Genomic DNA, 14,584 nt, shown 5'->3' on the forward strand with positions numbered 1-14,584 from the left:
CTCTACAGTCCTGCGCAAGACGGAAAGCACATTAAGTGCTTTCCTTTGCGTGCGGAACTCGCGACAAACTTAACCCCCGCCCTCAGCCCCGGAGACCCTCCCTGCCGTCACTTTGTCCAAACAGTTCTTGCTCCTCGCCGCTTCCGCGGCTCGAGGTCCCCGTTCTCCGCGGTGGAATTGGTCTGATTATTCTTGTTGAAACTCGGCCTTTGGCTCATAAAAAACGGGAGATGCGGTTTTACATCCCCCGTTTTTGTTGCGGTTAGTCTAGGTCAATAAACTTGGTGCTTATGATCTTGCCGTCTTTTACTAGCATTCTGGCCATGGTGGGGCCTCGGGTGCCTCTGGGGTAGCTGGCGCTGCCCGGGTTGAGGACTAAGCAGCGGCCCACTTGGGCTTCTTTGGTTACGTGGGTGTGGCCGTTGATGGCTACGTCTACGGATCCCACCGGAAGGTCTTCGCGGTAGTGGGCTACGGCGAATTTGAGGCCTTCGTAGGTAAAGAGCGCAAGACGGTCTACATCGGGGCCGTAGTCGCGGTAGTAATCGTTGTTGCCCAGTACGGCCCGCACGGGGGCGATGGTGCATAGGTGCTCGTAGTCCATCTCCGACGTGAGGTCGCCAGCGTGGATGATCAGGTCTGCGCCCTCAAGCTCATCCAGGAGCGCAGGCGAAAGATAGCCGTGGGTGTCCGAGATGATGTCGATACGCTTGGCACTTGCGCTGTTCATGGGATCCCTTCCGCAAAAAAACGATTCGGCAGATACATAAAAAGGCCCCACGGCTCCGCAGACGATGGGTCTACAGGGCTGCGGGGCCAGTGTGCTAGAGACTCAGGGCCTTCTTGAGCGGCACGACGCGGCGACGCGAAACCGGAACGCGTTCGTCGACGCCCGTAATGCCCAGCTGGATGGCACCCGAGGGCACCGTCTCCACATCCGTGACGCACGCCAAGTTGACGATATAGCGGCGGTGAACACGGAAGAAGCCAAAATCGCAGAGCTTGGCCTCAAACTGCGCCAGCGAGGTCGTCGACAAAAAGCGATCATCGACGGTATAGATGCAGGAGTAATCGTCCTTGGCCATGATAAAGCGAATGTCGTCCACGGGAATGAGCACCTTGCGGCCGCCCTTTTCCACCGGGATACGCTCGATGGTCACTTTGCTGTCCGTAACCGGCTTGGCGCGTTGCATGACCTTCTCGATCGCGCGATCCAAGCGAGCTTCCTCGACAGGCTTCATCAGATAATCGACGGCATCCACGTCGAATGCCTCGACCGCATGGTCGCTATACGCAGTCACAAACACGATCGCCGGCGGATTTTTGAGCTTATGCAGCGCCTCGGCAAGTTGCAGGCCCGAGGCACCGGGCATCGAGATATCGAGAAACACGACATCCACGCGACTTTCCATAAGCATCTCGATGGCGGAGCGGACGCTCGACGCCTCCGTGATCGTGCCGATCTTGCCCGTTTGCTCGAGCAGGAAGCGAAGCTCCGAGCGAGCCGGCGCCTCATCATCCACAATCATCGCACGCAGCATAGGGATAAAACCTTTCGTCAACTAACTACGCCGGGCATCCGCCGCATGACGTTGAGCCCGTAGCCTTTTATTTTACTCTTGAATGTCAAAGATGCTCTCTGACAAATCAAGATGAAGGAGCACTTTGGTGCCCTTGCCCGGCGCCGATTCGACACGCGTATAGGAGTGCGGCCCATAAAAGCGATGGATGCGCTCCGAAATATTGTGCATGGCCACACCGGCGCCGCCACCCTGGGGAGAGCTGGCGTCGGGACGGGCAGAGCGCTCGTCAAACAGTCTGGCGGCGGTACCCTCATCCATGCCCACGCCATTATCGGCCACGGCAATCAAGATTGCATCCTCGCCGTCTTGGTGAACGGTCACGTCGATCCTCAGGGCGTCGTCATCGCCCATACCATGACGCACGGCGTTCTCGACAATCGGCTGGATCACGAACGCCGGCACCAGCGTATCTTCCACGTCCTCAGACACATCGAACGTCGCAAGCACGCGGTCCTCGCCAAAGCGGGCCTTCTCAAAGGTAAGGTAGCGCTTGGTCTGTGCGACCTCGCGCGAGACCGGAATAAGCGATCCCGAGTTGTCGAGCGTGGCACGATAGAACGATGAGAACTCACGAAGCAGTTCGCGGGCCCGCAGCGGGTCGGTGCGCGTAAACGATGCAATGGTGTTCAGCGTGTTGAACAGGAAGTGCGGGTTAATCTGCGCCTGCAGCGCACGCACCTCGGCGCGCGCCGTGAGTTCCTTTTGCACCTCGAGCTCGTGGATGGCGAGCTGTGTGGACAAGATCTCGGCAAAGCCCGAGGCAAGCGCGTACTGGGTACGGTCGACGGCGCGCGGGGTCTTGTAGTAGAACTTGAGCGTGCCGACGGTACGATCGCCCACCTTGATGGGGGCGATAATGCCGGCGGGGACTTGGTTGTGTGAGCCGTCCGAGCCCACGACATCCACCATACGGTTGAACGACTGCACGATGCCATGTTCGATAACGTAGCGTGTGGCAAGCGTGTGAATGGGAGAATCTGGCAGCAGTTTTTCCTCAAACTCGCCCGCGCAGGCAAGCACGTTGTCCTCGTCGGTGATGGCCACCGTCATGGCGCGCGTCTCGGGCAAAATGCGCCGGCACACCAAACGCGCCGACTCCTGCGTCAGACCGCCCTTAATGTCCTCGAGCATGGCCGAGGCCACCGAGAGCGTCTCCTCGGTGTACTGGGAGCGCACCGAATCGGGATTGAGCGTCAAAAAGATAAAGATGCACAGAAAGATGCACAGCAGCGCGCAGGCAATCACCGTGGCGATCGGCTCGATACCGGTCACCAAGGCAAAAATAAAGTACACCAGCACGCAAATGGCGCAGGCAACGGCAATGATGCGAAAGATTGATATTGAGCTATCGCGCTGGGCGCGGCGGTCGATCATTCGGCCCCCTCCAGGATACTGATCAGTTGTGCGTCACGCCAAAGCCCGTCCATGATCTTGGGCCAAAAGCTCTGGAAACGCAGGTAGCTTGCAGCGTTTTGGCGCGCATAGGCCTTTGCCTCGCCGATACCATGGCGCCAGATGCGCAGGTAGCCCTCATGCTCGCGGGTAAACACGCTGCGGACCATAGCGGTCTTGCGCACGCGGTCGTCGAGCTCGCGCGAAATCCACGGGCCCGGGTAGGGCATGAGTGATGCCGCCGTAACGGGAATGAGCTCCTTTTGATGCGCGGCGAATGTCAACTTGGCCCGTTCGTAGTACCAACGGTATACATCCTGCATAAAGCGCGGTGAGCGCTTTTCGGACTCCGGAGGCAGATGGCGCACGGTCCACTCGTTATCGAACCACACGTCGTAGCCAAACATGCGCATGTTAAAGAGGTAATCCAAGTCCTCGCCGCGGGTGATAAACGGGTCAAAGGCCACACGCGTAAAGGCGCGGGCGTGCAGGGCCATCAGGCCGCCGCACACGTAGTTGGAGCGCGAGATGCGGGTGCCCGAGAGCGCCTTTTTCATCCAACGGTTGAACTCGATGCGCTTGGTCCACCAACGATGGCAGATGCCCGCCTTGTCCGTGGGAGCCAGCGGCGAGCCGTCGCGATCGTAGAAATAGCCGCTCTTGACCAAGATCGGCAAGCCCTGACGCGTCTGCTGCCCCAACGCATAGGTCGCGCGCTTCATAAAGTCGGCGTCGATGACAGTCTCATCGTCATCCAAAAAGATAACCGCGTCATGACCCAGCACAGCGGCACAGGCTAGCCCCATGTTGCGGATGGCACCGTAGCCTCGCAGACTCACGCACTCGCCCGAACCCTTGGGCGCGATCTGAGCAACCCGGTCTGCGATGCGCGAGGCCTGGGTGTTGGTGACAACGGTGACCTTGAGCGTGGGATGCGCGTCGACAATCTCGCGCACGCGCAGCGACACATCGGCTGTGGCAGAAACGGGACAGACCACCAAAAGGATGATGCGCGGGATGTCACGTACCTGCTCAAGCGAGGCCAGACAGCGGTCGAGTTCGGGATTGTCGGCGTTGAGTCGCGTCGAATGGTCATAGGTGCCAGGGGCGTTTGCGCAAGCGTCATCGCCCGCCCAATACGTTGGAATCACGACTGTGGCGTTCATGCCTTACCCTCCCTGCAACACAAAAACGGGACGCCGCCAAACACAGGCGACGCCCCGCGACCTAGCTGATTCCATCATACCCACTTGGGCAAATCATTGCTCGCAAGTCGCAATGTTTATTGCGGATAACCCCAAAAGAGTACCGTGGACAGGCACAATAGCCTCTCGCTCCTATGCGGCATGCTCTGCCGCCCGAGTCATGCGGGACAGGCGGACCAGCAGCATAAAGCCAACGATCAGCAGCACGCCAATGGAAAGGACGCCCAGCGACGGGTTGCCGGTCAGCGAGGTGACGATCGACACCAGGAAGGTGCCCATAACGCTTGCATAACGACCAAAGATGTCAAAGAAGCCGTAGTACTCGTTGGACTTTTCCTTGGGGATAATGCGGCCAAAGTAGCTACGGCTGAGCGCCTGCACGCCGCCCTGGAACAGGCCGACCATAATGGCAAGCACCCAGAACTCAAAGGCGGTCTTTAGGAAGAACGCGGCGAACAGCACAATGCCCATGTAGGCGGCAACGGCCACCAGGATCATGTTGAGCGTGCCCACGCGTCCGGCGAGCTTGCCGTAGATGATGGCAGACGGAAAAGCCACGAACTGCGTAACGAGCAGCGCCAGGACAAGCTGCGTCGAATCGATACCCAAAGCCGAGCCGTAACTGGTGGCCATGGAAATGACCGTGTGGACGCCATCGATATAGAAGAAGAACGCGACCATGTAGACCAGCACGGTCTTGTTGTGGGCGATCTCGCGCATGGTGTGTCCGACCTCGGAGAACACACCGCCCACGATGTGGCCGATGGTGTCCTCGGGACCGCGCTCGCGACCGTACTTTTGCTTATAGGTGCGAATGAGCGGCAGGGTAAAGATGAGCCACCAGGCACCGGTGATGATAAACGACAGACGCGTTGCCAGCATGGTGGGGACGCCAAGAGCAGGGCCACCCATGATGAGCGCCAGGCAGATGACGAACGGCACGGTGGAACCGATATAGCCCCAGGCATAGCCCGAGCTGGACACGGCGTCCATGCGCTCGTCGGTGGTAATGTCGGGCAGCATGGCGTCGTAGAACGTCATAGAAGAGTTAAGGCCGATGGTGCACAGCACGTACACGGTCAAAAATGCCATGGCGGACATTGGGATAGCCTGCGCCAGGCAAAGCACCAGGCCCGTGAGGAAGAAGCCCAAGAAGAACTTGATCTTGTTGCCTGCGTAGTCAGCAAGCGCGCCCAGAATGGGCATGAGCATGGCAATGACCAGCGAGGCGATCGTCTGCGCATTGCCCCAGGCGACCACCAGGTCGGCCGAGGAAGCGCCGGTATTGATGGCGTTAAAGTAAATGGGCACCACCGAGGTATTGAGCAGCACAAGGGCCGAATTGCCCACATCATACATAACCCAGTTACGCTCGAGCTTGGTGTATTTCATGGACAGGGACCCTTCGTATTCGCCCGATATGCAGTTAGTTCATCGTACCCCAATTGTCCAGAACCGCCGGTAAGGATTCGGCAAAGGGGCACGCACGGGCCCTATTCCTCGCGGTCGAACTCCTCATCGGCATTGAGCACGCGACCGCTGTAGTTGACGTGACTGGTCACGGCATCCATGTCACCGATCTCGATAAAACGTGCGACCGTGCACTCGTAATCGACCAGCGCGCGATCAAAGACCTCGGGGAAACTCTCGTTCGAGACCTCGTCGGTAAAGGGATTCTTCCATGTCAGATGGCCCAGGTTACCGGTGCGCTCGGGCAGCTCCGTCGTCACGCGATGGGCAAGGCCGTCGAGCAGCGAGTAGTCGTGTACCAAGCCCTCAACCAGCGAGATCGCGCGCGTCTTTGCGGAGCCGGCCGGCTCAATCGCGCGGTAAAGTCGCTGCATATTGGCAACGGCAGCACCGTACTCCCCCGCCGGAATGTCAATGCCGTACACGCGTCCGGCAACATAGCTCATCAGCACGCCGGCCACGCGATTGATGCGATCGGTGGTGACGATCTCGCCCGCCGGCGGGTAATCGTCGACCGTAGCGCCATCGCGTTTAAGCTGCAGCATCAGTACATCCAGGTCGCTCTCGATCACGGCATGGACCTGACTGCTCGAATCCTCAAGCTCTGAATCGGACTCCACGATGCCAAACTGCTGCTCATAGACAAAGGGATGGGCGTTGCGGTCGAGCACGTAATGAGACAGCAGGCCCAGCGCAAAGGCGCGACCCAAGCTGGCGTCGCGCGGCAGCAGATGCGACACGCCGTCGCGCAGGCACGCGAACTGGCGAGACATGCGCGACCGATGCATGACCTGCGCCAGCAGCGTGCAGTCGGAAACACGCGGTGTCAGAATGTGAAAGAAAAACGGGTCGGGGCCTTGGTTGCCCAAGATAAAGGCAATGCGCTCTTCATCGGACGTGATGACGCCCTGCGGAAGACGGTCGATGCTTTCCTCGCCAAACAGATGATGGGTGATAAGCGCGGGCATAATGATCCTTTCGATTTCATTCGATGCCACCCATTATGCCCACCGCGCGCCCATGCCAAACCTGCGATGGTAAACGACGACACGCAAGCCTCTTACGCAAGCCCCAGGTGCGACTTGACCTCGGCGGCACGACGACGGGACACCGGTACCGTCGAGCTCACGCGGTCAAGCCTGAGCTCCATCAACCCCGTGGAGCCAATCTCAACATTGTGCACGTCTTCCAAATTGACCAGATAGCTGCGATGAACGCGAATAAAGCCCTCGGAGCCCAAGCGACGCTCGAGCGAAGAGATCGACTCATTGATCAGGTACGTTCCCTCGGCGCAGATGGCGTTGCAAAAATCGGCGCGCGCCTCAAAGTAGCAGACGTCTGCGGCGGGAATGAACACCTTTTTGCCCCCGCGGTCCACCGTCAGACGTAAAGGCTGGCGCGGAGCGTGGATAACACGACGGGCACCCAAGGCTGCCTCGGTCTTGTCGAGTGCCTTTGACAGGCGTGCGTCCTCGACCGGCTTGACGACATAATCGACGGCATCGAGGTTATAGGCATCAGCCGCATACTCGGCAAACGCCGTCACAAACACAACCACCGGCGGCGTCTTTAGGTTCTGCAGCGTCTCGGCAAGCTCAATTCCCGAGCGACCGGGCATGGTAATGTCTAAAAACAGCACGTCGGGCTTGTTCGACAGAATCGACTCCACGGCTTCGGTGACATTGCCCGCCTCGGCAATCTGGCCCACACGCGTATCCTTTTCCAACAGATAGCGTAGCTCAGCCCTAATGGGAGGTTCGTCATCAACCACCAAGATGTTCCAGCCTTCGGACATATGTGCTTCCCCTCTTTTTCTCTCAATCCAACCGCGTGCTACGCCGTCAACGGCGCGGGCTCATGCGGCTCGCCGTTCAGCTCGACGATGACCTGCGTTCCCACACCCTCCTGGGACTTCACGCGCATGCCGGAATCTTCTCCGTAAAAGAAATGGATGCGCTGAAGCACGTTGAAGAGCGCCAGGCCGCAACCTCGCTTGACGGAGCCGTCGGCGGTAATGCTCTCGGGCTCCTCCAGGCGATGCTGCTCAAACAGATGTGCGCAGACCTCTTCGCTCATACCGATGCCGTCGTCCTCGACGATGATCTCCAAACCGTCATCGGTCTCGAAAGCCCTAACATGAATAGAAAGCGGCTCGGTCTCGCGCTGCGCGTGCTTGATGCAGTTTTCGAGCAACGGCTGCAAGATAAACGGCGGCACCATGCAATCGCGCACCTCAAAGTCGATATCGACCGAGACGCGCAGACGGCCGTCGCCATAACGAGCCTGCATAAGATTGATATAGCGAGTGCCCTGTTCCACCTCGTGCTCGAGCGTTGTGAGGGTATCGGAATCAGAAAGCGTCTGACGGTAGTAATTGGAAAAGTCGATCAGCAGCGACCTGGCCTTGTCCGGCTCGGTACGTACGAGCGACACGATGGTGCTGATGGTATTGAATAGAAAATGAGGATCGACCTGCGATTGCAAGGCGCGCAGCTCCACGCGGGCCGTAAGCTCGTCCTGGCGCTCGAGCTCAAAGCTTGCAAGCTGCGTGGAAATGAGGTCGGCAAAGCCCGAGGCAAGCGCCGTCTGGCGCATATCGATGCTGCTCAGACGGGGATAATACAGCTCGAGCGTGCCCACGCAATGCCCGCGCACGGTAAGCGGTGCGACAATACCGGCGCGCAGGCGCGGAAAGTAGCCACCCGTCTCGGTCGAGGCATCGCGCGAGAACACGCTTTGCTCACCGCTGTTGATCACATTGAGCGTGGTCCGCAGCACCACCGGGGTGCCCGCGGGGCATTTTGCCGAGTCCTCGCCCCAGCTTGCCAACACCTGCTTGCCGTCGGTAAAGCAGATGGTAGAGGCGATAGTTTCGGACAGGATGATCTTAGAGGCGCCCAGGGCAGCTTCGGGCGTAAGGCCGCGCGACGTGTAGGCGAATATTTTCGACGCGATGGCGAGCGTGCGGTCGGTAGCGCTCGATGTGAGGTCGTCGGGAACGACAAAGACGTACGAGAAGAAGAAGCACAGCATGACCAAGCCGGCAATGACGACAACGGCCGGAACGGGATTGGGATTATCGGTTAGATCCCAGATGAGCAGCAGGATAAGCAGCGGAACGATAATACCGAGCAAGATGGCTTGAACCACATGCTGAGCGGTACGAAAGACCTTGGTAGAGTTGTAGCTCTTGCCCAGAATCAGCCTATTGAGATCCACCGTCATCTCCTTCTTACTGACGCACCCCATAGCAATAAAGAGGGCCGCAAGCGACCCTCTCCATTGCATTATGCAATCAAATACTGTGTTTTACATCAAGCCATCGATGAACGGTAGCTTAGGCGCTGTACTTGTTTGCCTCGCCGAAGGTGCCAGCCTCGACAATCCAGCCGTCCTTCATGATGACGTCCATGTTGTCGGTGTTGAGCACGTGGATGTCGGCGGCGACGTCACCGTTGACGACCAGCAGGTCGGCGCACTTGCCGGCCTCGATGGAACCGGTCTCGTCCTCGATGTGGCACATCTTGGCACCGTTGAGGGTGGCACAGGTGATGGTCTCGACCGGGGTGAAACCGATCTTGTCGACGAACTCGTACATCTCCTCGATGGAGCAGGTGCCGTACGGGGTGACGAAGGAGAAGGAGTCGGAGCCGATCGTCATGACGACGCCGCGCTTCTTGGCCTCGCGCAGGCAGTCGTAGTTGCGCTGCAGCTCCTTCTCGACCAGGGTGCCCTCGTACTTGTCGTGCAGCTCGGGGACGTAGACGGGCGGATAGGTGGCGTACCAGGTGGGCAGGAAGGCGATCGTCGGGGTGAAGAAGGTGCCCTGCTCGGCCATGAGGTCCATGGTGCGCTCATCGATATCGAAGCCGTGAATCAGCTGCTCACAGCCAAAGCGAACGGAATCGTAGGCAGCGGCGTGGTTGTTGTAGCAGTGGCTCCACACGGGGATGCCGACCATCTTGGCCTCTTCGACCACGGCCTGAATCTCCTCGGAGCAGTAGTGCTGGTCGCGACCGGAGTCCCAGCGCCAGATGCCGCCACCGGTAGCCCAGATCTTGATGGCATCGGGGTTCTCGCGCAGGCGACGACGGACGGCCTTGCGCAGATCCCAAGGACCGTCGACCTGGTCGCCCCAGGGGTGCGATTCCTTGTTGAGCTCCTGGCTGCAGTGGTGGGAGTCGCCGTGGCCGGCAACGCGGCAGAAGCCAAGGCCGGTGGCCAGAACGCGCGGGCCCTTGAAGACGCCCTTGTCGATGCAGTCACGGATCTGGATACCAAAGCGGCCGATCTCGCAGACGGTGGTGAGGCCGTGGGTGAGGCAGTCGTAGGCCTGCTTGACGGCGACGGCCTGCTTCTCGAGGAGCGGTTGCATGACCCAGTCGGTGTCATCGTCGGTCAAGTTGCCCGAGAAGTGCAGGTGGGTGTCGATCAGGCCGGGAAGGACGGTCTTGCCGGCGGCGTCGATGACCTCAACGCCCTCGGGAAGGTCCTGCATGGCGCCGGCGTACTCGATCTTGCCGTTGTCGTCGACGAGAACGAGGGAGTTCTCGACCGGCTCGGCACCGGTACCGTCGATGAGCTTGCCGCCAACGATTGCATACTTAGTGGACATGGTTCCTCCTTATGGATCCATATAGTGGGCGAGGCCGTGTTGGGTTAAGGCCTCGCAAAGCTACCCAAGTGGCGCCGGGTTCGGCGCGCGGAAGAGAGGGGCCCGCGCACCTGATCCGCCCCGGCTCGGCGTTACTTTTTGCGGGAATTGGTGAAAGCCATGAGGGCCAGGCCAATAGCCAACCAGCCGATCACGATGCTCCACTCCACCATGTTGAGGGAGGCGGGAGAGAACGGAATCACGAGCAGGCCGATGATGACGGCACAGGCAGCGACAGCAAGGCTGATGCCAAACTTGCCGCCGGGCACCTCGTAGGGACGAGGCAAGTCGGGCTCGGTGAAGCGCATGCGCAGGCAGGCGAGAGCGACCATGCCGCAGGAGAAGATGAAGGCGAGAGCCGACACGTTGGTCAGAGGGATGAGCATGTTCTTGCCCAGGAACGGACCGACGACGGTGATGACGCCCAGAACGGCGCAGGCGAGCTTGGGAGCGCCGGAGCTGGGATCGACCTCGGCGAACTTCTCGGGCAGTTGGCCCTTGCGGCCCATGGCGAGCATGATGCGGCTCGTGGCGCCGTAGAAGGAGTTCATCGGGCCCATGGGTCCAAGCGTGGCGATGACGAGCATGGCCAGGTACAGAAGCATGTTGATGCCCTTGAGGCAGGCAAGCGCGGGAACCGGGCTCTTAACGAACTCATGCCAGTCGAGAATGGTGCCGAACGAGTAGATGCAGACCATGTAGAAGCCGCCGGCGGCCAGCAGGGCCAGGGAGATGATCTTGCCGAACTTGTTCCAGTTGAGGCCCTCGGCTGCCTCCTCAGCCTGCTGAGGAATGGTGTCGAAACCGGCGTAGAAGAACGGGGTCAGAACCAGGACCGACACGATGCCGGCGAACAGGCTGGCGCCCTCGGTAGCGGCCTTGCCGCCGCCAGCGCCGGTGACCTGGGAGAACACGGGCATGGCATTGTCCGGCGAGCCGGTGAACAGCGAGACGCCCATGGCGAGCAGCATGCCGCAGAGCAGAGCCTTGGTCAGGAAGGCCTGGAGCTTGGCGGCCGAGCTGGCGCCGCGGAAGTTGAGGAAGATGACGTAGGCTGCGAAGCCGAGCGCGATCAGCGTCGGGAACAGGTAAACGTCGGCGCCCAGGATGGTGTAGAGCTTGACGGCGCGCAACCACTCAAGACCGGGCAGGCTGCCGAACATCTCGGACACGAGGGTCGAAATGGCGATGGCCTCCCACGGGCACAGGATGCCGTTGCCCAGGGCCAAAAGCCAACCGGTGATGTAGCTCAGCGTACGGCCAAAGCTACGATCGACATACTCGACAATGCCGCCCGAGATGGGGATAGCAGCCGTGAGCTCACCGAAAACAGCTCCGACGGGCACGAGGAAGATTGCACCCAAGAGGAATGCGATCATAGCGGGAACGGGACCGCCGCCCACGACCATCCAGTCGCCGACCTGCAGAACCCAACCGGTACCGATGATGGCACCGAAACCGATGGTGAAGAAGTTCCAGAGCGAAAGCGTTTTCTTCATGCCGCCGTTATCCTCGACTGCAACTTCTGCGTTCTTGTCCGCCATTGTTCCCCTCCTTTCCTTTTTGACGCCCCTTGACGTCACCCCTTGCGCGGTCTGTTTTGCCGCGCTCTTTTATTTCGTGGCTTTAAGATACGGCCTTGGCGCAGCAGCTCCGCTTGTAGCTCGACCGAAGGCAGAACTGCAAAACGAGCGGCACCGTTTTTGGGACGAACGGCGGGAGACGTCATTCGTCTTGGACGCTTTCATCTTGTCTGCTTTCGAATACCTGTTGCCGTGGCGCTTGGCGCGCGGCGCGGCAACGTTCATACCATTTGTCAGGCTTTTGGCGCACATACCCATGTGTCGTGCATCTTTTTATGTAGGATAGACAAGTTACACATGAGGCAAGGTGATTCGAATGGCATACGGATACAATGACGGCGACCAACGGCCACAAAGCGTGCGCCTTGCCGGCCGCACCATGCCAACGCCCAGAAGCACCTCCGACAACGACAACCCGCAGCGCCCCCAAGAGCAGCCCGGGGCTTCTTCGCGACAACAAAGCCGTACCGTGCAGCAGTCAGACCGTGTGAGCACGAGCACACGCCAACGACAGACCGACACATCGCAGCCACGCCGCTACGATCGTCGTAAGACCGACTACTACGTCAAGCGCTCCTTTTCGCGACCTCAACGCGATCGCGGCAATTCCGCCCCTCACCCCGCGTCGCATACCACAAGCTACACGCTTCCGGCCCGCCGCCTACGTCTTGCGCTTTGCTCCATCGCCGCCTGCCTCGTCTTTGTGTTTTTGGGATCCTGCATCTCCCACGGATCAGCCGGTCTTGAGCCCACTGCCGAGGACAAGCTGCTTAAAGCTCCCGTCGCGCCCGGTTACTCCTTTGCGTTCTCGACCCCACGCTCGCAATGGCAGGCCGGCGCCATGCCCCACATCTACCAAATTGACCCCGCATGGTCGGAGCTGCCCTATGCCGGTGGCACTATTCGCGAAAACGCCTGCGGTCCCACTTGCCTCACCATGGTCTATATCTTTAAGACCGGCCACACCGATAAGACGCCGGTCGATATATGCGCACTGGCCGAAGCCGGCAACTACGCCCCCACCGGTGCCACCGAGTGGTCGTTTATGACAAGCGGTGCGTGGCAGCTGGGGCTCAACGGAACACAGCTCTATAACGATCGCGAATCGATTACCCAAGCACTTCGCTCGGGTGCGCCCGTCATCGCCGCAGTGCGCCCCGGTACGTTTACCAACGTAGGCCACTACATCGTGCTCTACGGCATCGACGATGCCAACCAGATTGGCGTCTACGACCCCAACTCGGCCAGCCGCAGTGCCCGTCGCTGGGGCGTCGTAGAGGTCCTCAACGAAGTCGAAGCCATGTGGGCCTACTACTAGTCGTTTAAGAACGTCCCCAATGACTAGGTGAATACCTAAGCGCCGGGTTGAAACAAAAGCCCCGCAGTCGGAGCGGACTGCGGGGCTCATGAAGAGAGGCTAGTTTGTGGGCGCTTTGCCTGGCGCCCACGAGAGAGGCAACAGAGTAGAGACTACTCGTGGATGCGGGTACCGGAGAGGCCGGCCATGGTCTCGGCAGCCTTGTCCAGAGCGCCGATGATGCAGGTGCGGCCCTTGCGGGAACGGGCGAACTTGATGGCAGCGCGAACCTTGGGCTCCATGGAACCCTTGCCGAACTGGCCCTCGTCGGCCAGGCGCTCGGCCTCATCGGCGGTGAGGTCCTCGAGCTCCTCCTGGTTGGGCTTGCCAAAGTTGATGGCGACATGCTCAACGGCGGTCAGCAGGAACAGAACGTCGGCGTCGCAGTCCTCGGCCAGCAGCTCGCCGCCCAGGTCCTTGTCGATGACGGCGGGAACGCCCTTGTAGCAGCCCTTGTTCTCGTAGTCGCGGACGACGGGGATGCCGCCGCCACCGCAGGCGATGACGATGAACTCGTTGTCGAGCAGGTTGAGGATGGAGTCGGCCTCGACGATCTTCTTGGGATCGGGGGAAGCGACGACGCGACGCCAGCCGCGGCCGGAATCCTCGACGAAGACCTTGGAGGGGTCCTCGGCCATGAACTCCTTGGCCTGCTCCTCGGTATAGAAGGGGCCGATCGGCTTGGTCGGGTTCTTGAACGCGGGATCGTCGGGGTCGCACTCGATCTGGGTGACGACGGTGGCGGCGTGCCAACGCTTATAGCGCTTGTGCATCTCGCGGCCAATGCCCTGCTGCAGGTGATAACCAATGTAGCCCTGGGACATGGCGCCGCACTCGGGCAGCGGCATCTCGGGGGTACCGATGGCATCGTGGGCAGCGGCGAAAGCGTTCTGGATCATGCCGACCTGCGGGCCGTTGCCGTGGGTGATGATGATCTCGTTGCCCTGCTCGATGAGACCGAGGAGAGCGTGGGCGGTGTTGCTCACGGCCTCGATCTGCTCGACGGGGTTGTTGCCGAGGGCGTTGCCGCCAAGGGCGACGACAATACGATCGGGCTTGCCAAGAGGCTTAGACATTGCTGGAATCCTTTCTGTAAAAGGCCTACAACCCATTAATAACCCGCGTCCGTGCGATACGCGAGTTTATTAAGGTTTATATTCTCTTTATCGCTCATTTTATTCATTTTGAAAATAGCGGAACGGTGAACGGTCGTTTTTATCCGCTCAGCGTACAGAACCCCAGCTCAGACATATCTACGCCATTTACGTGCGACTTTATTTAAATGCAGCGAGGATTATGCCAGATTATGCAAACTACATCTCTGCTAAACACAAAACGGA

The 14,584-nt window shown here is 59.8% G+C and carries 12 protein-coding genes; 1 reads left to right on the top strand and 11 read right to left on the bottom strand.

Annotation, left to right across the window (positions count from 1 at the left end; genetic code table 11):
- Positions 1-262 precede the first annotated feature (262 nt).
- The 10 genes from I1M21_RS04710 to I1M21_RS04755 form a co-directional block, all read right to left on the bottom strand.
- Positions 263-730, bottom strand: coding sequence for a YfcE family phosphodiesterase (locus I1M21_RS04710; RefSeq protein ID WP_117821523.1), 468 nt, complete (start codon positions 728-730; stop codon positions 263-265).
- Between the two features lie 94 nt (positions 731-824).
- Positions 825-1,541, bottom strand: coding sequence for a LytR/AlgR family response regulator transcription factor (locus I1M21_RS04715; RefSeq protein WP_006235156.1), 717 nt, complete (start codon positions 1,539-1,541; stop codon positions 825-827).
- Positions 1,542-1,613: 72 nt separating this feature from the next.
- A complete protein-coding gene (locus I1M21_RS04720; protein ID WP_195192636.1) occupies positions 1,614-2,957 on the bottom strand; it encodes a histidine kinase in 1,344 nt (447 codons plus the stop codon).
- Positions 2,954-4,141 (bottom strand): glycosyltransferase, encoded by a 1,188-nt coding sequence (locus I1M21_RS04725; protein ID WP_035136756.1) that lies wholly within the window; start codon positions 4,139-4,141, stop codon positions 2,954-2,956. Before I1M21_RS04725 ends, I1M21_RS04720 begins: the two co-directional genes overlap by 4 nt.
- A gap of 171 nt (positions 4,142-4,312) precedes the next feature.
- Entirely contained in the window at positions 4,313-5,572 is a 1,260-nt protein-coding gene (locus I1M21_RS04730; protein WP_195192637.1) for an MFS transporter, read from the bottom strand.
- Between the two features lie 101 nt (positions 5,573-5,673).
- Positions 5,674-6,618: a zinc dependent phospholipase C family protein gene (locus I1M21_RS04735; RefSeq protein WP_195192638.1), complete on the bottom strand. Its 945-nt coding sequence runs from the start codon at positions 6,616-6,618 to the stop codon at positions 5,674-5,676.
- A gap of 92 nt (positions 6,619-6,710) precedes the next feature.
- The gene (locus tag I1M21_RS04740; protein WP_195192639.1) at positions 6,711-7,445 is read right to left on the bottom strand and encodes a LytR/AlgR family response regulator transcription factor; all 735 of its coding nucleotides are present in this window, start codon (positions 7,443-7,445) and stop codon (positions 6,711-6,713) included.
- 38 nt (positions 7,446-7,483) lie between these two features.
- A complete protein-coding gene (locus I1M21_RS04745) occupies positions 7,484-8,875 on the bottom strand; it encodes a sensor histidine kinase (protein WP_229025614.1) in 1,392 nt (463 codons plus the stop codon).
- A 112-nt stretch (positions 8,876-8,987) separates the two neighbouring features.
- Positions 8,988-10,265, bottom strand: a complete 1,278-nt coding sequence (locus tag I1M21_RS04750; protein WP_117633809.1) for a metal-dependent hydrolase family protein — start codon at positions 10,263-10,265, stop codon at positions 8,988-8,990.
- A 131-nt stretch (positions 10,266-10,396) separates the two neighbouring features.
- A complete protein-coding gene (locus I1M21_RS04755) occupies positions 10,397-11,848 on the bottom strand; it encodes an APC family permease (protein WP_195192641.1) in 1,452 nt (483 codons plus the stop codon).
- 355 nt (positions 11,849-12,203) lie between these two features.
- On the opposite strand from I1M21_RS04755, the gene I1M21_RS09810 reads away from it, so the two are divergent.
- Positions 12,204-13,205, top strand: a complete 1,002-nt coding sequence (locus I1M21_RS09810) for a C39 family peptidase (protein WP_229025615.1) — start codon at positions 12,204-12,206, stop codon at positions 13,203-13,205.
- 152 nt (positions 13,206-13,357) lie between these two features.
- On the opposite strand, the gene arcC is transcribed toward I1M21_RS09810, so the two are convergent.
- A complete protein-coding gene (gene arcC / locus I1M21_RS04765; RefSeq protein WP_006235166.1) occupies positions 13,358-14,320 on the bottom strand; it encodes a carbamate kinase in 963 nt (320 codons plus the stop codon).
- Positions 14,321-14,584: the final 264 nt, after the last annotated feature.

The sequence above is a fragment of the Collinsella aerofaciens genome, from assembly GCF_015546965.1.
Classification (GTDB): Bacteria; Actinomycetota; Coriobacteriia; order Coriobacteriales; family Coriobacteriaceae; genus Collinsella; species Collinsella aerofaciens_X.